This window comes from Streptomyces sp. NPDC020996, assembly GCF_040641355.1.
In the GTDB taxonomy this organism is placed as follows: Bacteria; Actinomycetota; Actinomycetes; order Streptomycetales; family Streptomycetaceae; genus Streptomyces.
The window spans coordinates 161,759-180,414 of record NZ_JBFADM010000006.1 but is presented as its reverse complement, the minus strand read 5'-3'; the positions used below and the strand labels follow the sequence as shown (position 1 = coordinate 180,414).

Annotated in this window: 21 protein-coding genes; 13 read left to right on the top strand and 8 right to left on the bottom strand. The window is 72.6% G+C overall.

Annotation, left to right across the window (positions count from 1 at the left end; genetic code table 11):
- Window positions 1-259: 259 nt before the first annotated feature.
- Window positions 260-835 (top strand): SigE family RNA polymerase sigma factor, encoded by a 576-nt coding sequence (locus AB0G63_RS07180; protein ID WP_360745752.1) that lies wholly within the window; start codon window positions 260-262, stop codon window positions 833-835.
- 113 nt (window positions 836-948) lie between these two features.
- On the top strand, window positions 949-1,989 hold the full coding sequence (locus AB0G63_RS07175) for a hypothetical protein (RefSeq protein ID WP_360745554.1): 1,041 nt from the start codon (window positions 949-951) through the stop codon (window positions 1,987-1,989).
- A gap of 58 nt (window positions 1,990-2,047) precedes the next feature.
- Here AB0G63_RS07175 and AB0G63_RS07170 read toward each other — a convergent pair whose 3' ends face one another.
- On the bottom strand, window positions 2,048-2,833 hold the full coding sequence (locus tag AB0G63_RS07170) for an SURF1 family protein (RefSeq protein WP_360745551.1): 786 nt from the start codon (window positions 2,831-2,833) through the stop codon (window positions 2,048-2,050).
- Window positions 2,834-3,016: 183 nt separating this feature from the next.
- On the opposite strand from AB0G63_RS07170, the gene AB0G63_RS07165 reads away from it, so the two are divergent.
- Complete coding sequence (locus AB0G63_RS07165; protein ID WP_360745548.1) at window positions 3,017-4,858, top strand: prolyl oligopeptidase family serine peptidase; 1,842 nt, start codon at window positions 3,017-3,019, stop codon at window positions 4,856-4,858.
- Window positions 4,859-5,301: 443 nt separating this feature from the next.
- On the opposite strand, the gene AB0G63_RS07160 is transcribed toward AB0G63_RS07165, so the two are convergent.
- Window positions 5,302-7,194 (bottom strand): NAD(P)-binding protein, encoded by a 1,893-nt coding sequence (locus AB0G63_RS07160; RefSeq protein ID WP_360745749.1) that lies wholly within the window; start codon window positions 7,192-7,194, stop codon window positions 5,302-5,304.
- Between the two features lie 242 nt (window positions 7,195-7,436).
- Here AB0G63_RS07160 and AB0G63_RS07155 point away from each other — a divergent pair, with 242 nt between their 5' ends.
- Together AB0G63_RS07155 and AB0G63_RS07150 are read left to right on the top strand one after the other, a co-directional pair.
- Entirely contained in the window at window positions 7,437-8,474 is a 1,038-nt protein-coding gene (locus AB0G63_RS07155) for a permease (protein WP_360745545.1), read from the top strand.
- On the top strand, window positions 8,471-9,220 hold the full coding sequence (locus tag AB0G63_RS07150; protein ID WP_360745542.1) for a TIGR03943 family protein: 750 nt from the start codon (window positions 8,471-8,473) through the stop codon (window positions 9,218-9,220). The genes AB0G63_RS07155 and AB0G63_RS07150 overlap by 4 nt, the downstream gene beginning before the upstream one ends.
- A 48-nt stretch (window positions 9,221-9,268) precedes the next feature.
- Here the strand turns inward: AB0G63_RS07150 and AB0G63_RS07145 are convergent, their stop codons facing one another.
- From AB0G63_RS07145 to AB0G63_RS07135, 3 genes are all read right to left on the bottom strand, one after another.
- Entirely contained in the window at window positions 9,269-9,928 is a 660-nt protein-coding gene (locus AB0G63_RS07145; RefSeq protein WP_360745539.1) for a DUF305 domain-containing protein, read from the bottom strand.
- Between the two features lie 99 nt (window positions 9,929-10,027).
- Window positions 10,028-10,447: a DUF6153 family protein gene (locus AB0G63_RS07140; protein WP_360745536.1), complete on the bottom strand. Its 420-nt coding sequence runs from the start codon at window positions 10,445-10,447 to the stop codon at window positions 10,028-10,030.
- A gap of 22 nt (window positions 10,448-10,469) precedes the next feature.
- Window positions 10,470-10,847, bottom strand: coding sequence for a transcriptional regulator (locus AB0G63_RS07135; protein WP_360745533.1), 378 nt, complete (start codon window positions 10,845-10,847; stop codon window positions 10,470-10,472).
- Between the two features lie 156 nt (window positions 10,848-11,003).
- Between AB0G63_RS07135 and AB0G63_RS07130 the strand changes: the two genes are divergently transcribed.
- The 3 genes from AB0G63_RS07130 (at window position 11,004) to AB0G63_RS07120 (ending at window position 13,766) form a co-directional block, all read left to right on the top strand.
- Window positions 11,004-11,639: a universal stress protein gene (locus AB0G63_RS07130; RefSeq protein WP_360745530.1), complete on the top strand. Its 636-nt coding sequence runs from the start codon at window positions 11,004-11,006 to the stop codon at window positions 11,637-11,639.
- A 140-nt stretch (window positions 11,640-11,779) separates the two neighbouring features.
- A complete protein-coding gene (locus AB0G63_RS07125) occupies window positions 11,780-12,793 on the top strand; it encodes a TerC family protein (RefSeq protein WP_360745527.1) in 1,014 nt (337 codons plus the stop codon).
- A 139-nt stretch (window positions 12,794-12,932) separates the two neighbouring features.
- Entirely contained in the window at window positions 12,933-13,766 is an 834-nt protein-coding gene (locus AB0G63_RS07120) for an alpha/beta hydrolase (RefSeq protein ID WP_360745524.1), read from the top strand.
- An 85-nt stretch (window positions 13,767-13,851) separates the two neighbouring features.
- On the opposite strand, the gene AB0G63_RS07115 is transcribed toward AB0G63_RS07120, so the two are convergent.
- The 3 genes from AB0G63_RS07115 to AB0G63_RS07105 are packed head-to-tail and all read right to left on the bottom strand — an operon-like array spanning window position 13,852 to window position 15,130.
- Window positions 13,852-14,073 (bottom strand): DUF397 domain-containing protein, encoded by a 222-nt coding sequence (locus AB0G63_RS07115; protein ID WP_360745522.1) that lies wholly within the window; start codon window positions 14,071-14,073, stop codon window positions 13,852-13,854.
- 48 nt (window positions 14,074-14,121) lie between these two features.
- Window positions 14,122-14,253, bottom strand: coding sequence for a DUF397 domain-containing protein (locus tag AB0G63_RS07110; protein ID WP_360745519.1), 132 nt, complete (start codon window positions 14,251-14,253; stop codon window positions 14,122-14,124).
- Window positions 14,213-15,130 (bottom strand): helix-turn-helix transcriptional regulator, encoded by a 918-nt coding sequence (locus AB0G63_RS07105; protein WP_360745516.1) that lies wholly within the window; start codon window positions 15,128-15,130, stop codon window positions 14,213-14,215. Before AB0G63_RS07105 ends, AB0G63_RS07110 begins: the two co-directional genes overlap by 41 nt.
- 176 nt (window positions 15,131-15,306) lie before the next feature.
- Between AB0G63_RS07105 and AB0G63_RS07100 the strand changes: the two genes are divergently transcribed.
- The 5 genes from AB0G63_RS07100 (at window position 15,307) to AB0G63_RS07080 (ending at window position 18,655) form a co-directional block, all read left to right on the top strand.
- Window positions 15,307-15,762, top strand: coding sequence for an ATP-binding protein (locus AB0G63_RS07100; protein WP_360745513.1), 456 nt, complete (start codon window positions 15,307-15,309; stop codon window positions 15,760-15,762).
- Between the two features lie 149 nt (window positions 15,763-15,911).
- Window positions 15,912-16,058: a hypothetical protein gene (locus AB0G63_RS07095; RefSeq protein ID WP_351890786.1), complete on the top strand. Its 147-nt coding sequence runs from the start codon at window positions 15,912-15,914 to the stop codon at window positions 16,056-16,058.
- Between the two features lie 20 nt (window positions 16,059-16,078).
- Complete coding sequence (locus AB0G63_RS07090) at window positions 16,079-16,864, top strand: DUF2637 domain-containing protein (protein WP_360745510.1); 786 nt, start codon at window positions 16,079-16,081, stop codon at window positions 16,862-16,864.
- A gap of 180 nt (window positions 16,865-17,044) precedes the next feature.
- Window positions 17,045-17,749: a Crp/Fnr family transcriptional regulator gene (locus tag AB0G63_RS07085; RefSeq protein WP_360745507.1), complete on the top strand. Its 705-nt coding sequence runs from the start codon at window positions 17,045-17,047 to the stop codon at window positions 17,747-17,749.
- A gap of 141 nt (window positions 17,750-17,890) precedes the next feature.
- Window positions 17,891-18,655, top strand: coding sequence for a hypothetical protein (locus AB0G63_RS07080; RefSeq protein ID WP_360745504.1), 765 nt, complete (start codon window positions 17,891-17,893; stop codon window positions 18,653-18,655).
- The last annotated feature ends 1 nt before the right edge of the window (window position 18,656 follow it).

The window sequence follows — 18,656 nt, the reverse complement described above, 5'->3', positions numbered from 1 at the left end:
CCGCGGTCATTCAGGCTATAGGGGAAGAGCGGGTAGGCATGAGGGCGTTTGACGCACGGTCAGCCGTGCTGCCTGAAAACGGGCGGCCGATGGAGCCGCCCGAAGCGAAAGTGACGCTCGGCACGTACAACCCTCACGGCGGTGAACGTGTCCAACAGACGTGGCAGAGGTACTCGACATCCCCGCGGCGACGCACACCGCGGCCCTGCGGCCGCCGCGGCGCCCCCTGCGGCCCCGGCCGGCCGGTGCGCCCGGCGGCATGCCGGTGATCGCCCGCATGCCCGCAGCGCGGCCCGCCCGCATCCCGAGTCAGCGTGACGGCGCCGACGACACCGTGGCGGCCGGTACCACCGTCGACCACCTCACCGAGACCTACCGGGCGCACTACCGCTCGCTGCTCGGTCTCGCGGCGCTCCTGCTCGACGACACCGCCTCCTGCGAGGACGTCGTCCAGGAGGCCTTCATCCGGGTGCACTCGGCGCGCAAGCGCGTCCGCGACCCGGAGAAGACGCTCGCCTACCTGCGGCAGACGGTCGTCAACCTGTCCCGCTCGGCCCTGCGCCGCCGCATCCTCGGCCTCAAGCTGCTGTCGAAGCCGATGCCGGACATGGCGAGCGCCGAGGAGGGCGCGTACGACCAGCTGGAGCGCGACTCCCTGATCAAGGCGATGAAGGGCCTGCAGCGCCGTCAGCGCGAGGTCCTGGTGCTGCGCTACTTCGCGGACATGACCGAGGCCCAGGTCGCCGAGACGCTCGGGATATCGCTCGGCTCGGTCAAGGCGTACGGCTCACGCGGCATCGCCGCCCTCCGCATCGCGATGGAGGCGCCGGCATGAACCGCGACGGCAGGGGAGGCGACTCCCACGAGCGCCACGAGCCCTACGCATGGCACGAGCCGACGGGGAAGCACCCGCACAACGACACGCAATCGCACGCTGGGAACGGAACTGTGAACGACGGCCCCGACGAACAGAGCCTGGACGGGCTCGACTCGGACGAGCTGGATCTGCGCAGCATGCTGCACCAGGCTGTGCAGTCGGTGGAGCCCCGCGACGGCACGCTGGAGCACCTGCGGCGGGCGGTGCCCGCACGCCGGGCACGCAAGCGGCAGGCCGCCGTCGGCATGGCCGCCGCGGCCCTGTTCCTCGGCACGGCCGTCCCGGCCCTGGTACACGTCTCCAACTCCACCGGGTCCGACGTCAACCCGTCCGTCGCCGGCCAGGCCTCGCAGGCACAGGGCGGCAGCGGACAGGGCAAGAACACCGACGACGGACACAGCTCGGCCGGCGGCGACTCCGGCAAGACCCCGGACAAGGGCAAGGCCGGCGACGGGGGCGACGGCAAGACCAAGGGCACCGGCCCCGGCAGCGGCAGCAGCGCCGGCGCCGACCCGGCGGCCACCGAACCGGCGGACGCCCCGGTGTGCACCTCCGACCAGCTCGGCGCCACCACCGACGCGGCCACCGCCCCCGACTCCACGGGCACGGTCTACGGCGGCTTCCGCGTGGTCAACCGCTCCGCCGCCGCCTGCACCGTCGACGGCCCCGGCTCGGTGGGCGCGAGCGCGCTGGGCGCCGCGGACCCCGCCCGGATCGGCACCGCCCGGCACGCGGCCGGGGACGCGGCGACGGGCCTGCCCGACCCGTCCACCGAGGCCGCCACGCTGGTGCTCCAGCCCGGCGCCGCCTACGCGGTGAAGTTCGCCTGGGTGCCCTCGGAGACCTGCCCCTCCTCCGGTTCCACCGGCGGCGACACCGGCGCCCCTTCGCCGGCCCCCAGCCCCAGTCAGGACGTCGGCAGCACCTCCGGCGCCACGACCACCGGCACGGGCAGCGGCGTGACGACCCAGCTGCTCACGGAGGACGGCACGGCGGACGGCAGCGTCGTGGTGACCCACACGGCGCAGGCCGGGGCGCCCTCGGTCTCGGCGACGGTGACCGGCGCCTGCGCGGGGACGGTGTACTACACGGGGCTGCTGGCAGGCTCGTGACGCGGGACTCCGCGGCGCGGGGATTGTCCTCGATGCCGGTGAGGGAAGCGGGCGCGGGTCACACCGGCACGCCCGCTTCCTCGTCCTCCGGGGCCAGCCCCATCGCCGCGTCCCGCGCGAACTCCAGCTCGCGCCGCAGCAGCCGGAACCACATGAACACCACGAACCCGGCGAAGACGAACCACTCGCCGGTGTAACCGAGGTTCTGGAACGCCTTCAGGTCCAGCCCCGTGCCGGACGGCGCCGTCGCCGGCACGGCCTTCATCCCGGAGTCCGCCGTGCGCAGGGTGACCCAGGCGTCGTACACGCCGTACGGCACCAGGTTCACCAGCGACGCCGAGCTGATCGCCGCGGTCTGCCCGGCCGGCAGCCCGCCCTGCGCGCTGACCCCGTTGTCGCCGGGCGTCTCGGACGCCTGGAGCGCGCCGGTGACGGTGACCTCGCCCTTCGGCGGGCGGGGCGCCTTGGCGGCGTCCGCGGCGCCGGGCAGCCAGCCCCGCACCACGGGCAGCGCCTTGCCGCCGTCGGTGCGCAGCATGGTCAGTACGTAGAAGCCCTGCCTGCCGTCCAGCTCGCGGCCCGGCACCAGCAGCTGCTCGCCGTACCGCCCGGTCGCGGTGGCCTGCTTGCCGGAGGTCGCCTTGGTCACCGGCAGCAGCTCGGCCAGCGGGCGGGGCGCCTCCCGCTCGGCCCGGGCGGCCTGCGTGGTCGCGTCCCGGTGGTCCTGCACCCGGTCCTCGAACCGGCTCAGCTGCCACGACCCCATGAAGACGCAGAAGGGGATGGCGAGCAGCACGAAGACGTTGATCCCCCACCAGCGGGGCGTCAGCAGAAACCGGTACACGCCTCCAACGGTACGGCTCCGCCGCGCACGGCCGAACCGCGGGGGTTCGCTGCCGGCCGGTTCGGGCCGTCCGGGACCGGTCCGGGCCGTCCGGGGCCGGTCCGGGTAAGCGATCGGTGCAAGTTGTCCACAGGCTGAGGATCGGGCCAGCGGATTTCCGGGCCGGGCGGGCAGTATGGGGCCATGACTGAGAGCAACGGGTCGGCCGCGCCGGATCAGCGGGACCAGCAGGACCAGCAGGAACCGATCGAGCAGATGCCGGACTGGGAGAGGCGCTTCCGGGCGCCGCGGGTGTCGCTCCCGCACTGGGCGGAGGACGCGCCCGACCGGTCCCTGTTCGTGTCGAACGCGACGGGGACGTACGAGCTGTACGCCTGGGACCGCTCCACGGGCGAGCAGCGCCAGGTCACCGACCGGCCGAACGGCACGACGGACGGCGTGCTCTCCCCGGACGGCGCCTGGATCTGGTGGTTCGACGACAAGGACGGCGACGAGTTCGGCGTCTGGCGCAGGCAGCCGTTCACCGGCGGCGCCGACGAGCCCGCGACACCGGGCCTGGACGCCTCCTACCCCGCGGGCCTGGCCCTGGGCAGGGACGGCCGTACCGCGGTGGTCGGCCGCTCCACCGACGAGGACGGCACCACGATCCACCTGGCGCGCACGGGTGAGCCGCCGGTGCAGATCTACCGGCACCGCGAGTCGGCGGGCGTCGGCGACCTCTCCCACGACGGCACCCTGATCGCCGTCGAGCACACCGAGCACGGCGACGCGATGCACTCCGCGCTGCGCGTCCTGCGCCCCGACGGCACACCGGTCGCCGAGCTCGACGACACCAAGGGCGGCACCGAGGAGCTGGGCCTGGAGGTCCTGGGCTTCGCGCCGGTCGCCGGTGACACCCGCCTGCTCGTCGGCCACCAGCGCCGGGGCCGCTGGGAGCCCCTGGTGTGGGACGTGGCCACCGGGGAGGAGACCGACCTGGTCCTGGAGCTGCCCGGGGACGTGAGCGCCGAGTGGTACCCGGACGGCACCGGGCTGCTCGTCGTCCACAGCTTCGAGGCCCGCAGCGAACTGTTCCGCTACGACCTGGCGAGCCGCGTGCTGGAGAAGGTCCCGACCCCGCCCGGTTCGGTGTCCGGGGCGACGGCCCGCCCCGACGGCAGCGTGGAGTACCTGTGGTCGTCGGCCGCCGAGCCGCCGGCGGTCCGCTCGACGACGGGCCGGGTCGTCCTCGACCCGCCCGGCATGAAGTCGCCGGGCTCGGTGCCGGTGGAGGACGTGTGGGTGGAGGGCCCCGGCGGCCGCATCCACGCCCTGGTGCAGAAGCCGGCCGGCGCGACGGGCCCGCTGCCCACGGTCTTCGACATCCACGGCGGCCCGACCTGGCACGACAGCGACGCCTTCGCGGCCGCCCCGGCGGCCTGGGTCGACCACGGCTACGCGGTGGTCCGCGTCAACTACCGCGGTTCCACGGGCTACGGCCGCGCCTGGACCGACGCCCTGAAGCACCGCGTCGGCCTGATCGAGCTGGAGGACATCGCGGCGGTACGGGAGTGGGCGGTGGACTCCGGTCTCGCCGACCCCTCCCGGCTGATCCTCACCGGCGGTTCCTGGGGCGGCTACCTCACCCTCCTCGGCCTCGGCGTCCAGCCCGACGCCTGGGCGCTGGGCATCGCGGCGGTGCCGGTCGCCGACTACGTCACGGCGTACCACGACGAGATGGAAGCGCTGAAGGCGATGGACCGCACCCTGCTGGGCGGCACCCCGGAAGAGGTCCCCGAGCGCTTCGAGGCGTCCTCCCCGCTCACCTACGTCGACCAGGTCAAGGCCCCGGTCTACATCTCGGCCGGCGTCAACGACCCACGCTGCCCGATCCGCCAGATCGAGAACTACGTCAAGCGCCTGGAGGCCCGCGGCGCGGTCCACGAGGTGTACCGCTACGACGCCGGTCACGGCTCACTGGTGGTGGACGAACGCATCAAGCAGGTACGCCTGGAACTGGAGTTCGCGGAACGCCACCTGAAGTGACCCGGCCCCGGGGGACGCGGGCCGACGCGCCGGCCGGCGCCGACGACTCGCGGTCCGGCAGCCGCCACACGCCGACAGCGGCGACTGCCGGCCCCTCGGCCGGGGTGAGGCCACGCGTTCGGGCGCTTCGAGGAGCGCCCGGCCGCGGGCCGTCGGCCGTCGGGCCGCACCGGGCGGGCGGGGGCAAGGTGCGGGCGGTCCGGCTGCCGCCACGCGGCCTCGACGGCCCGCCCCTCCGGCGGGCGAAGCCATGCGTCCGGGCGCTCTGGGGAGAGCCCGAACGCCGAACGGCGCGGGGCGGCGGGGGAGCGCGGCCGACGACGTGACCGGTGGGCGCCGGCCCGCGCGGCGTCCGTCCGGGGCCGGTGCGCGCCGAGCAGGGCCGGGCCGTCGGGCCGCACCGGGCGGCCGGGGCGCGGGCAGGGGCGGGTGCGGGGGTCCGGTCACGGGCGGGGCCGGGGCGTGGTGGTTGCCGGGGGTGTGCGTTCCGGTGGGCGTCGGCCCAGCAGTTCCGCCAGTCCGCGGCGGGTGGCGGCCAGCACCACCCGGTCCGTGCCGTGCAGGACGTAGGTGTCGGGCAGGTCCCACACCAGCCCCGACACCCCCGGCCCGCGCACGTCCTCGTACGCCTCCTCGGCCGCGGGCTCCTCCCGGCGGCCGCCGGAGAGGGCCGTGTCCAGTGCCAGCACCCGCCAGGCCCCGGCCCGGAACGCCTGCGCGACCGTCTTCCCCTCCAGTTGCGGGTGCCCGGCCACGTCCACGGCCGCGAACAGCAGCACCCGCCGTTCGACCGGTATGGCCCCGAGGATCTGCCGCCCCATCATCGCGGCGGCGAAAGCGGGCGCCGCCAGGTGGGACACGCTGCGGCTGCGGGTGGACGCCCGCGGATGCGCGGCCCGCAGGGTGCGGTACACGGCGGTCGCGAAGTCGTCGTCGTACAGTCGGAGCACGACGCGCAGGTCGGGCCGCACGGACCGCGCGTACAGCGCGGCCTCCAGGTTCGTCGTGTCGGAACTGGTCACCGAGAGCAGCGCGTGCGCCCGGTGGATCTTGGCGGCCTCCAGGACGCCCTCCTGCGTGACGTCCCCCAGCACCACCGGCACCCGCAGCCGCCGCGCCGTCGCCAGGCCCCGCGCCTCGGGGTCGGCCTCGACGCACACCACGGGGATCTGCAGCTCCCGCAGCCGGGTCAGCACCCGCGTGCCGATCTTCCCCAGCCCGAGCAGCACCACGTGCCCGCCCAGCCCGCGCGGCGGCCTGCGCAGCGCGGACGCGGTCCGGAAGGTGCCCAGCGCCTCCAGCACCGCGGCCAGCAGCACCGGCAGCAGCAGCAACCCGACCAGTCCGGACAGCAGTTGCAGGATCTTCCGCCCGACGGACTGGCCGATGGCCGGATCGTCGATGGCGAACAGGTCCAGCAGCGTCAGATAGCCCGCGGTCAGCGGATGCATCCCGGTCAGCACCGACAGCGCCACCGCCAGCGCGACCACGCACCCCACGAGTCCCGCCAGCGACCACCGCAGCCGCCGCGAGAACAGCGACGCGAACGGCACCGCGCCGCGCGCGGGCGGCAGCGACGGCCCGGCGTACGCCACCTGTTGCAGCACGACGGTCCCGCGTCCGGTCGCGTCCCGCACCTCCGCCGCGTCGGGCAGCAGCCGCGGCCCCTGCTCCTCGCCGCTCTCGCCGCCTTCGGCGGACAGCAGCGCCAGCGTGGCCAGCCCCGGATCGGCCGTCTGCCCGGGCCCCGGCGGCTGCCGTTCCACGGCCCGCAGCAGCAGCCCGTCGGTCTGTACGACCTTGCTGGTGCCGGCGACGGCGGTGGCGACCAGCGCGGGCGCCGCCGTGTCGGCGTCGGACAGCACGGTGGTCGACGCGTCGCCGTGCGCGTCACGGATGGCCAACGCGGCCGCCTGGTCGAGCAGTTCCTCGATGTGCTGCCCCAACCGCCGGTTGTAGAGCCGCAGTACGAGCCGCAGCCTGGGGTTGAGGCGCCGGGCGGTGAGGGCGGCGCGGATGTTGGTCTCGTCGTCGTCGTACACCAGCGCCAGCGCGGCGGCCCGTGCCACGCCCGCCTCGCCGAGCGCGGACTCGGTCGGCTCGGCGGCCTCCACGACGCGCTCGCCGTCGGCGGGTTCGCCGTTGCCGCCGGCCCGGTTCACGGCCGCGCTCACCCGGTCCAGCAGCGCGGCCGTCGTCGCCCGCGCCCGCCCCACCGTCCGCGGCCGCGCACCGCGTTCGGAGGGCGGCACGACCAGCGTCACCTGCTCGCCGTAGACACCCCTGAGTTCGGCGGCCAGCCGGTGCGCCAGCCCGTCGTCCCCGCACACCACCATGTGCGCGCTGGCGTCCGCGCCCGGTCCACCCTGATTCGGAACGCTCCCCACGAGCAGACAGACTGCCTTACCGGCAGGGCAGGTTCCACCGGCGCCGGGTCGGTCCGCCGTCGCCGGGCCGGTCCGCTGGCGCCGGGCCGGTCCGCTGGCGCCGGGCCGGTCCGCTGAACGGCCGCCACTGCCCGGCCGTAAGCGAGGAGAGGGAAACCGCGTCCTTCCGCAGCACCGGAGGTACCCCGCCCATGGCCATCACCAAAGCAGCACCGCCGGCACCGCCGGCACCGCCGGACGCGGAGGCGGAGGCGGACGCCGAACGCCCGGAGGCGCGGCGGTCCGAATCGCGGTCGCCGCTGCTGCTGACCATGGTTCTGCTCCTGCTGGTGCTGGGGCAGGGCCCCGTCCGCGGGGCGCTGTCGGCCCCGGTGATGCAGAGCTGGATGACGGTGTTCGTCGCCGTGCTGGTGCAGGCGCTGCCCTTCCTGGTGCTCGGCGTGCTGCTGTCGGCGGCGATCGCCGTGTTCGTGCCGCCGTCCTTCTTCGCCCGTGCGCTGCCCGCCCGCCCCGCGCTCGCGGTCCCGGTGGCCGGACTGGCGGGCGCGGTGCTGCCCGGCTGCGAGTGCGCGTCCGTGCCGGTCGCCGGCGCGCTGGTCCGACGGGGCGTCACCCCGGCCGCCGCGCTGGCCTTCCTGCTGTCCGCCCCGGCGATCAACCCGATCGTGCTGACGGCGACGGCGGTCGCCTTCCCCCGCAACCCCGAAATGGTCCTGGCCCGTTTCGCCGCCAGCCTGCTCGTGGCCTGCGCGATGGGCTGGCTGTGGCAGCGCCTGGGCCGCACGGACTGGCTGCGCCCGCCGGGGCGACCGCACCACGACGGCCAGAGCAGGGGCGAGGCGTTCTGGGGCTCGGTCCGGCACGACGTGATGCACGCGGGCGGTTTCCTGGTGGTCGGCGCGATGGCCGCGGCGACGCTGAAGGCGGTGGCCCCGGCGAGCTGGCTGCGCTCGGCGGCGGACAACCCGCTGGTCGCGGTGCTGGCGCTGGCGGTGCTGGCCGTGCTGCTGTCGATCTGCTCGGAGGCGGACGCGTTCGTGGCGGCGTCGCTGACCCAGTTCTCGCTCACCGCCAAGCTGGCGTTCCTGGTGGTCGGACCGATGATCGACCTGAAGCTGTTCGCGATGCAGGCGGGCACGTTCGGCCGCGGCTTCGCCCTGCGCTTCGCCCCCGCCACCTTCGCCCTCGCGATCGCCGGAGCGGTCCTGACCGGGGCGGTGCTGCTGTGAACCGGCAGGCACAGGCGGCGGTCCTGTTCCTCACCGGCGCGGCCCTGCTGCACGCCGGCCTCACCGACCTGTACCTGCGCTACGTCAAGGCGGGCCTGCAACCGCTGCTGCTGCTGTCGGGCGCGGTACTGATCGCGGCGGCGACGGCGACGGCCTGGTACGAGTGGCGGCGGGGGAAACGGAACGCACCCGGGGACGCGCCCGGAGACGGGCAGCGGCACGCCGACGAGCACGCCCACCGCGAACCCCGGATCTCCTGGCTGCTGGTCCTGCCCCTCTTCGCCCTGATCCTGGTCGCGCCCCCGGCCCTGGGCTCGTACAGCGCCATGCGCACCGGCACGGCGCTGCAACAGCCGTACGGCTACGACTCCCTGCCGGCCACCGGCCCCCTCCGCCTCAGCGTCGTCGACTACGCGAGCCGCGCGGTCTACGACCACGGCCGCCTGCTCGACGGCCGCGAGATCAAGGTGACCGGCTTCGTCGCCCTGGACCACGCCGGCCGCCCCTACCTGGTCCGCATGGCCCTCAACTGCTGCGCCGCCGACGCCCAGCCGGTCAAGATCGGCCTGACCGGCCGCATCCCGCCGGTCCTGCAACCCGACAGGTGGCTGGAGGTCACGGGCACGTACACCGCGGAACGCACCCGCGACCCCGTCAACGGCGGTCCCGTCCCGTTCTTCCGGGTCACCTCGGCCCGGCCGGTGCCGACGCCCGCGGACCCGTATGACGAGACGTGGAACAACTGACGCCTGCGCCGACGCCAGAGCTGACGCCGACGCCTGCGTCCGTCGCCGTCAGCTCTTGCCGAGCATCTTGTTCATCTCGGCGATCTCGGCCTTCTGGGTGGTGATGATGTCGCCGGCCATGGCGATGGCGGGACCGTAACGGCCCTTGTCCTGCTCGGTGGTCGCCATCGTGACCGCGCCTTCGTGGTGCTGGACCATCATGGTCAGGAACATGGTGTCGAAGGACTTGCCGGACATGCCGCGCAGCTTGTCCATGTCGTCGGTGCTCATCATGCCGGGCATGGAACCGTGCGTCATGCCGGGCATCGCGGACATGGAGTCGTCGGAGGCGGGCACCTCCTCGCCCCAGGACTTCAGCCATCCGGTCATGGTGGTGATCTCCGGCCCCTGCGCCTTCTCGATGCGCGCGGCGAGGTCCTTGACCTGGGCGGAGGAGGCCCGGTCGGCGGCGAGTCCCGCCATCTCGATGGCCTGCTGGTGGTGCGGGATCATGCCCTGCGCGAAGGCGACGTCCTGGGCGTTGTGCGCCCCGGCTGTGGCCTGACCGCTGCTCGCGGCGGCGGAGTGACTGGCGGAGTGGCCGGCGGACTGGTCGGAAGCGTTGCTGCTGCCGCATGCGGAGAGGGCGAGCGCGGCGGTGGCGCCGGCCGCGATCAGCGCGACGCGGCGGGCGCGCGTGCGGACGGAGACGCGGGGGGTTTTGGACATGGGTGAACTCCTGCGGAAGTCAGAGCGGTTGAAGTCGGTTGAGCCGTGCCGGAGCACCGGGCCGCCGCACGGTGGCGGGGCGGTGCCGGACGACGCGCTCTATATCCGCAGGACTTGGAGTTCGGCGTGTGACGGCGGGGCGCGCCCGCCGTCCGGCCCCGTCGCCGCGCGGGGGCGCGGGACGGCGGCGTGTGCGGCGGCCGCGGTGCGGTCGGGCGCGAGCGAGGGCGCCCCCGGCCCCGTGCTCACGGCCCCCGACGCGCAGGTCGGGTCCGCGTGCAGCACATGGCACCCGCCGCCGGAGCCGCCGTGGGCGTGCTCGCCGGACATGAGCATCGCGTCCGCCATGTGCATGCCTTGCGGGTGTCTCTGCACCTCGTGCGCCTGCCCCGGTACGGCACCCCCGGGCGCCAGGGCGTGCATGCCGAGCAGCCCCGCCAGCAGCCCGAGCACGAGCAGCCCCCGCCACCGCCACGAGGGCGGGCACACCGACTGCCGAACGGCACGGGAACTGGTCATCGACCTCATCGTAGGAGGAGGGTCACGACTGGCGCGCGTCCCCCTGACCCGTACGGGCGGCGACGGACTCGGAGAGGCTCACCGGGGTCGCCGGGGTGTCCTCGCGGTGCAGGAAGGTGGTCAGGAGGTCGCCGACGGGGTGGTCGGCTTCAGCGGGGTGGCGCAGGGCGACGGTGGGGTCGATGGTGTAGCGGTTGCGGCGGCCGACGCGGGTGCGGGTGAGGTATCCGGCCGCTTCGAGGTCGGCGACGATCAGCTGCACGGCGCGTTCGGTGATGCCGATCAGACCGGCTACGTCCCGCAGGCGGGATTCGGGGTCGCGGGCGAGCGTGATCAGGACGCGGGCGTGGTTGGTCAGGAACGTCCACTGGTCGCCGCGCGGGCTGGAGGGCTGGCTCATGACCTTCATCATACGAAGCCGACTTCGCATGTCCAACATCATTTCACGAAAAACAATTGCCGAAAAAAATTTCATGTAAACCTTGACGCCAATCGGTCGAACGGGTGACGCTGAAAGCACCCCACCCCCCTCCGACCCCGCTGAAAGGGGGTCCCGATGTCCCCCCACATCCACATCCACACCCACACCCGCACCGAGACCCCGGCCCGCCCCGCGGCCACCGGCGCCCCGGCACTGCCCCTCTCCCTGCCGCACCCGGTGACCGCTGTGATCACCGACCGGCCCGACGATGCCGCCGTGGTGGATGCCGCCGTCCGCCTGGCCGCCGCCCACAAGGCGCCGGTGCTGCTGGTCGCCGTCCTGCCCGCACCGCCGGAGATCCCCGCCGGGACCCGTGCGGACGCGCGGACGGACCGGGGAGTCCTGGACCGGGTACTGCCCCGGCTGCGCCGCGCGGGCATCGGCTACATCCCCGTCGCCCACCGAGTCCCGGCCGACGGCGCCGGGCGGATGAGGCCGGGGGCCGCGGGCGAGGTGCTGGCCCTGGCGGCGCGGCATCACTCGCCGCTGGTGGTGGCCTCCAGCCGGGGCCCGGCGGGGCTGGACGCGCACAGCCTGATCGAAGCCGCACGCCCGCGCGGCGGCCCGTTCGTCTACGCCGTAGCCCCCGCCCGCTGGACGGCTCCCGTCGCCGGTGCCGGCCTGGGACCGGCCGAGTTGTCACCCGCCGGGGTGCGCACCGTGTGGACGCTCGCCCGGCGCGGCCCGGCCGCCGCCCGGCAGCCCGCATGACCGTGAGGTGAGCGCCCATGTGAACCGAACCGGCGGCCCGGGCCCGGCACGCCCTCCGTGACCCGAACCCGCCAGGGCCCGGCACCCGCCCTCCTTCTTGCCCCTCCCTTTCGACCTCGTCCGAGGAGGCCGATCAACCAATGAATGGTCTGTCGTTCACCGTCCCGCTGTGGGTGTGGGCCGCCGTCACCCTCGTCATCGCCGTCATGCTCGCCGTCGACCTCATCGCCCACCGCGACAACCATGTGATCGGCTTCAAGGAGGCGGCCGTCTGGTCCGCGGTGTGGATCGCCATCGGCCTGGCCTTCGGCCTGGTCCTCCTCCTGTGGCAGGGCGGAGAGGCGTCGTCCACCTACTACGCCGGCTACCTGATCGAAAAGGCGCTGTCCATCGACAACGTCTTCGTCTTCGCGCTGGTCTTCTCCTTCTTCGCCGTTCCGGACGCCTACCAGCACAAGGTCCTGTTCTGGGGTGTCATCGGCGCACTCGCCTTCCGGCTGGTGTTCATCTTCGTCGGCGCCGAGCTGCTCCAGCTGTTCTTCTGGACCGCCTACCTGTTCGGCGCGTTCCTGATCTGGACCGGCTACAAGATGGCCGTCTCCAAGGACGCGGAAGTCCGCCCCGAACGCAACCCCGTCGTCCGCCTGGTCAAGAAGATCGTCCCCACCGATACGCGGTACCACGGCGGCCGTTTCTTCACGACGATCAGCGGACGCCGCGTGGCCACGCTGCTGTTCGTGGCGCTGGTCGCGATCGAGGCCACCGACCTGATCTTCGCCGTCGACTCCGTCGCCGCCGTCCTGGCCATCACGACCAACACCTTCATCGTGTGGACCGCCAACGCCTTCGCCGTCCTCGGCCTGCGCAGCCTGTACTTCTGCCTTGCCGGACTCCTGCGCCGCTTCGCCTACCTGCACTACGGGCTCGCGGTTCTGCTCGCCTTCGCCGGCGTCAAGCTCATCCTGTCCGAGACCCCCGTCGGCAAGCTGCCCATCCCGCTGACCCTCGGCGTCATCGCCGTCACCATCACCGTCTCCATCGGCTGGTCCCTGATCGCCACCCGCGGCCAGAACGGCGACACCACGCCCACCGCCGCCGGCCCGGCCCCGGACGGCGCCGAGCCCGCCCCGGCCACCCGCCGCCCCGCCAATTGATTGAGCACAACTCAATTGCACACAACTCAATTGGGTGCTACCTTTCCTGGTGTCGCACCACCCGCACAACGCACCGCACCAGGTCAGGGCCGGCAAAGGCCGCACCACCGCACGCACACCGAAAGGCAGCGACACCACCATGGGCTTCATCACCGTCGGCCAGGAGAACTCCACCCCGATCGACCTGTACTACGAGGACCACGGCACCGGCCAGCCGGTCGTGCTGATCCACGGCTACCCGCTCGACGGCCACTCCTGGGAGAAGCAGGCGGCCGCCCTCCTCGACGCCGGCTACCGCGTCATCACCTACGACCGGCGCGGCTTCGGCCGCTCCAGCCAGTCCACCACCGGCTACGACTACGACACCTTCGCCGCCGACCTCCACACCGTCCTGGAGACCCTCGACCTGAACGACGTCGTGCTCGTCGGCTTCTCCATGGGCACCGGTGAGGTCGGCCGCTACCTGGGCACCTACGGCTCCGCCCGGATCGCCAAGGCAGCCTTCCTCGCCTCCCTGGAACCGTTCCTGCTCAAGACCGACGACAACCCCGAAGGCGTCGACGGCGGCGTGTTCGAGGGCATCAAGCAGGCCGTCACCGCGGACCGCTACGCCTACTTCACCGCGTTCTACCAGGACTTCTACAACCTGGACGAGAACCTCGGCACCCGGATCAGCGAGGAGGCGGTCCGCAACAGCTGGAACGTCGCCGCCGGCGCCTCCTGGTACGCCTCGCTGGCCTGCGTGTCGACCTGGACCACCGACTTCCGCGCCGACGTCGCCAAGATCGACGTACCGGCCCTGATCCTGCACGGCAACGCCGACCGCATCCTGCCGATCGAGGCGACCGCGGAGCCGTTCCACCGCGCGCTTCCGCAGGCCGACTACACCGTCATCGAAGGCGCCCCGCACGGCCTGCTGTGGACCCACGCCCAGGAGGTCACCGACGCCCTGCTCGCCTTCCTGGCCAAGTGACGAGCCGGTCCCCGTTCACCACACGGTGAACCCCACGCACCCCGCCACCGCTCCCGCGATGGGCGGGGTGCGCGTCGCGTGTGCCTCAGGGGCGGTGGCCCCCGGCCTTCAACTCGCCTATGAACGCTCCCCAGGAGGCGGCGTCGAAGCAGAGCGCCGGGCCGTGCGGGGCCTTGCTGTCACGGACGGGGACGACGGCCCCCGGGAATCCGTCGGCCACCTCCACGCAGTCGCCCCCCGCTTGATTGCTGTAGCTGCTCTTGCGCCAGGCGGCGCCGGTCAGATCGGGACGGGAGATTCGCGCCACGGTAGTTGCCCTCCATCGTGGACCGGATCATGTCGAGGGACATGAGGGTCAGGGCTGCCGTCCGGCCTTCAACTCGCCTATGAACGCTCCCCAGGAGGCGGCGTCGAAGCACAGTGCTGGGCCGTGCGGGACCTTGCTGTCACGGACGGGGACGACGGCCTCCCGGAATCCGTCGGCCACCTCCACGCAGTCGCCCCCCTCCTGATTGCTGTAACTGCTCTTGCGCCAGGCGGCGCCGTTCAGATCGGGACGGGACATTCGCTCCACGGTGGTTGTCCTCCATCACTGATCGGATCACGTCGAGTGACATGAGCGGGGGCAGGGCTGCCGCCCGCAGTCGATCGTAGGCCAGCGCGAAACCCTTCACCTCGTCTGGATCCTCGATGAGTTGGCCGTAGTGCGCGCCTTCCGTGTAGGCGATGTCCGAGCCGTCCGGCATGGTGAGCACGGTCAGCGAGCCACCCATGACATCGTGCTCACCCTGGTCGAACGGCAATACCTGCACGGTGAGATGAGACTCCGCTCCGGCCGTGAGCAGTCGCGCCAACTGTTCCCGCATGACTGCCCGGCCACCGACAGGACGCTGGAGCACCGCCTCGTCGAGGACCACCCACAACTCGGGCCGGTCGGACGTACCGAGCCGCTCCTGTCGCCCCATACGAAGGGCGACCCGCTCCTCCAACTGCTCTTCGCTGCCCAGCGTTCGGCCGACTTTCAGCACCGCCCGCGCATAGTCCTCCGTCTGCAACAGGCCCGGCACCACGTGGGCCGCGTACTGCCGGATGGTGACCGCCCGCTCCGAGTACTCCATGAACTTCCGTGACCAGTCCGGAAACGCCTCCCGGTACACATACGGCCACAGCTCCACCAGCAGGTTGTCGGCGCCGAGCGCAGCGTCCAGCGCACGCGCCAGCTCCAGCGTGGGCTTCGCGCCGGACGCCCGCTCGATCTGGGTGATCCGGGTGCTCACGACGTGCGTCTTCGCCCCGAGTTCGGCCTGGGTCAGGCCGGCCGCCGTACGGAGCCGGCGCACCCGCGCGCCGAACAGGGCCGCCATGGACGCACTGGGATCAATTCCGTTGGCCAAAGCGTCACTTCCGTTCCTTATGGCCTGAAAGGTAAGCCTGTGTCACCTGTTGAGCGTAGGGCGATCGTACGACCCTTGAGTACGGAACGTGACGATCCGTGTACGCACGGGACGTATGGCTCGACAGGATCAAGGACGGACAGGCCGTGCTGACGACAACGACCACCCCGGCGGAGGACCCCCGGCGGACGACGGGCTTCGCGGAGCAGTTCGCGTGCTCACCGCGAGGCGCGCGACTCGCCCGACGGCTCGCCGTCCGGCGTATGGGGGAATGGGGGTACCCGCCGGAGTGCGACCTCTCGTGCGCGGTCGCGCTGGTCGTCGGCGAACTCGCCGCGAACGCCGTGCGGCACGGCCGGGTCCCTGGACACGACTTCGGCCTCCGGGTCACGCTGGACGCGGCCGCGCGCCTGGTCCGCGTCGAGGTGTCGGACGCGGCCGCCGGCAAGCGGCTTCCGGCGGCCCCGCCCTCGACGTGCCCCGAGGGCGAGTCGGGCCGGGGACTGCTGCTGGTGGACGTCCTGTCCGTGCGCTGGGGCTCGGCGCCCCGTCGGCCGGTGGGCAAGACGGTGTGGGCGGAGTTGGCCGTCGAGGCCGAATGACACGTCTTACGATGAAAATCTCTTACTGGCGATTTCCCGCCCAATGTCACTCTTTTGCCGCGCATCTGGAGCACAGGCAGCCGCGTTAGCGGGACATGACGAAAGTGAGTCCCCACGGCCTGCCTCACCGCGGCGCGAGGCAGGCAGACGTGGCCGGCGCCGGTGCGCGGACCGAGCTTCCGGTCGTCGACTCGCTGCTCAGCGAGTTCCTGACGCTGCTGGAGGCGGCCCAGAAGGAACTCCACGAGCGGTGGAACGTCCAGAAGGACTCAGGTCGGCACACAGACCGCGCGTAAACGGGGCTGGTTTTTCATCCATGGAACACGACTATGCCGATCCCTCCTTCCCGTGGCGGGAACGGTATTCCGATGACTATGCGTACGCGGGCACCTATGAGTCGGACACCGTCTGGCCCGGCCGTCCCGGCGACACCCTGCACACGGGGGTGTCGCTGGTGCCCCCGGACTCGGGCTGGGACCCGGTCGAGGAACTCGCGTATCTGCTGCAGGAGGCGGTGCCGGGGGAGCAGCCGGCCGGTGCGCCGCCCCCGCGCAACGACTCCGCACCGGACGGCGACTTCGCCGACCCGATGCAGAACCTGGCCAAGATCACCGCTCAGTTGCCGCCGATCCGGCGGCCGTCCGCCGGGCACCGCAGGACACGGGACCGGAAGAGCGGCCGGGCGAGGCTGCTGCAGACCGGCAGCCTGCTGATCGTCGCCTTCGTCGCCGTCATCGTCGCGGTGGTCGACGTCCTCGGAGCGGTCGTCTCCTACGGCCCGCTGCAGAGCATCACGGCCGACGCGAACGGCGGGACGGTGTCCTGGTGGCCCCTCCTCGTGTACGGACCCTGGACGGTGGCCTCGCTCTCCATCCTGCGCACCGCCCTGCACCGGCGCCGGGCGCTGCACTCCTGGCTGATCGTGCTGCTGTTCTCGTCCGTCGCGATGACGCTGTGCGTGGCCCAGGCGGACCGGACCTTCACCGGAGTCACCGGAGCTGCCCTGCCCGCGATCGCGTCGCTGGCGTGCTTCCAGCAGCTCGTCCGGCAGGTCACGCTGACGCTCCCACCGCGCCAGCGCACGCCCCGCCACCGCCAGTAGTGATCGCGAATGGCATCGATTCTTTCCGCACGGCGCCCGTGTTCGGTCATATCCGGCTGCAAAGCAAGGAAACAGGCCACATTCCGTCGACTTTGTTTTCCGGTACACGACACGGCGGCAGCATGGTCGGGCATGTGAACGGCGTCTGCCGCGCCGTGGGGGAAAGCGTCGGGGGTACTGGTGAATCGCGCGTGGCCGTCGTCCACTTTTCTCGGCCGGTTACAGGCCAGGACACGGGAACAACTCCTCCGTGAGGGCACCCCGATCACCTACCCGACGCATCGCGCCCTGCTGCAACAGGGCGACGAGAGCCGGCACGTCCTGCTGATCACGAGCGGGGTCGTGAAGGTGGTCGCCAGCGCGGAGAGCGGTTACGACATGCTGCTCGCCGTCCGGGTCGCGGGCGACCTGGTCGGCGAGATGGCGGCCTTCGAGGAACGCCCCAGGTCCGGGACGGTCATCGCCTGCAGCGACGTGACCGCGCGGATCATCCAGGTGCGGGCGCTGGAGACCTTCCTCAGCGGCCACCCGGACGCCATGCGGGCCATCCTCCACATGCTGTGCGCCCGGCTGCGCTGGGCCAACCGGCGGCGGATCGACTTCCGGGCCTACGACTCGCTGACCCGGCTCGCCCGGGTCCTCGCCGAGCTGTCCCAGGCCTACGCCCAGCCCGTCCCGGACGGCGACGGCACACGGTGCGACCTCGGCATCACGCTCACCCAGAAGGAACTCGCGTCACTCGCCGGACTCGCTCTCAACACGGCCGAAAAGAACCTGGCGTTGCTGACGTCCATGGGGCTGGTGGAGCGCAGTTACCGCAGCATAACCATCTGTGACGTTCCAAAACTCCTTGAATTCGCCAAAGTCGTGGCCGACAACCCGTAGTGCTACGGGATCACTTCGCGCGGGCTCTCCTAGCCTCTCGGGCAGCACTTCGTGGGCAGTGTCTGCCCTTTGCACGCCTGCCCAGAGAGGAATGATCGGGTGGCTGAGTGGCCCGGGTTTCACCCCTGCACCTGTATAGCCGTGGACGCGCAGGCCTACGGCGGCAACAACGACCGCAGGCAGTCCGAGATCCAGCACGACCTGCCGCGGCTGCTGGACCGCGCGGCCAGGAGCGCCGGCCTGGACCGCGCGCAGTGGCAGATCCAGCGCAAGGGCGACGAACAGCTCGCCGTCCGCCCCCTGGACGGCGCGGAACCGCGACTGGTCGACGACTACGTCCGCCATCTCGCCGCCGAACTGCGCGAGTACAACGCCCAGCGGGTCCCCGAGGCCCGGATGCGGCTGCGGGTCGTCATCCACCAGGGGCTCGTGGAGCTCGCCGACAACGGCTTCGCCGGATCGGCCGTGGTGGCGACCGCGCGCCTGCTGAACGCCCCCGCGCTCTACGACGCCCTGGCCGCGCACCCCGGCGCCGACCTGGTGCTGCTGCTGTCCGACGACGTCTTCCGCTCGGTGGTGAAGGGCGGCCACACCAGCCTGCGCACCGAGGACTTCACCCGCGTCACCGTCCAGGTGAAGGAGTACCAGGCGGAGGCGTGGCTGCGGGTGCCCGGGCCCGTGCTCGGCGCGCGCACCACCGACTCTCACGAGCCCGGGGCCGCGGAGAGGGGGAAGCCCGCGGCCCCGGCACCGGGGGAGCCCGCGGCGGACCGGTCGGGGCCGGCCGCCGCGGGCGGTGCGGGGATCAGCAACGAATACCGGGCCGACAACATCAACGTCACCAACGTCGCCGGCGACGTGGACGCCCGGGGCGCCGTCTTCGGCTTCGGAGGCGGCGGTGGCTGAG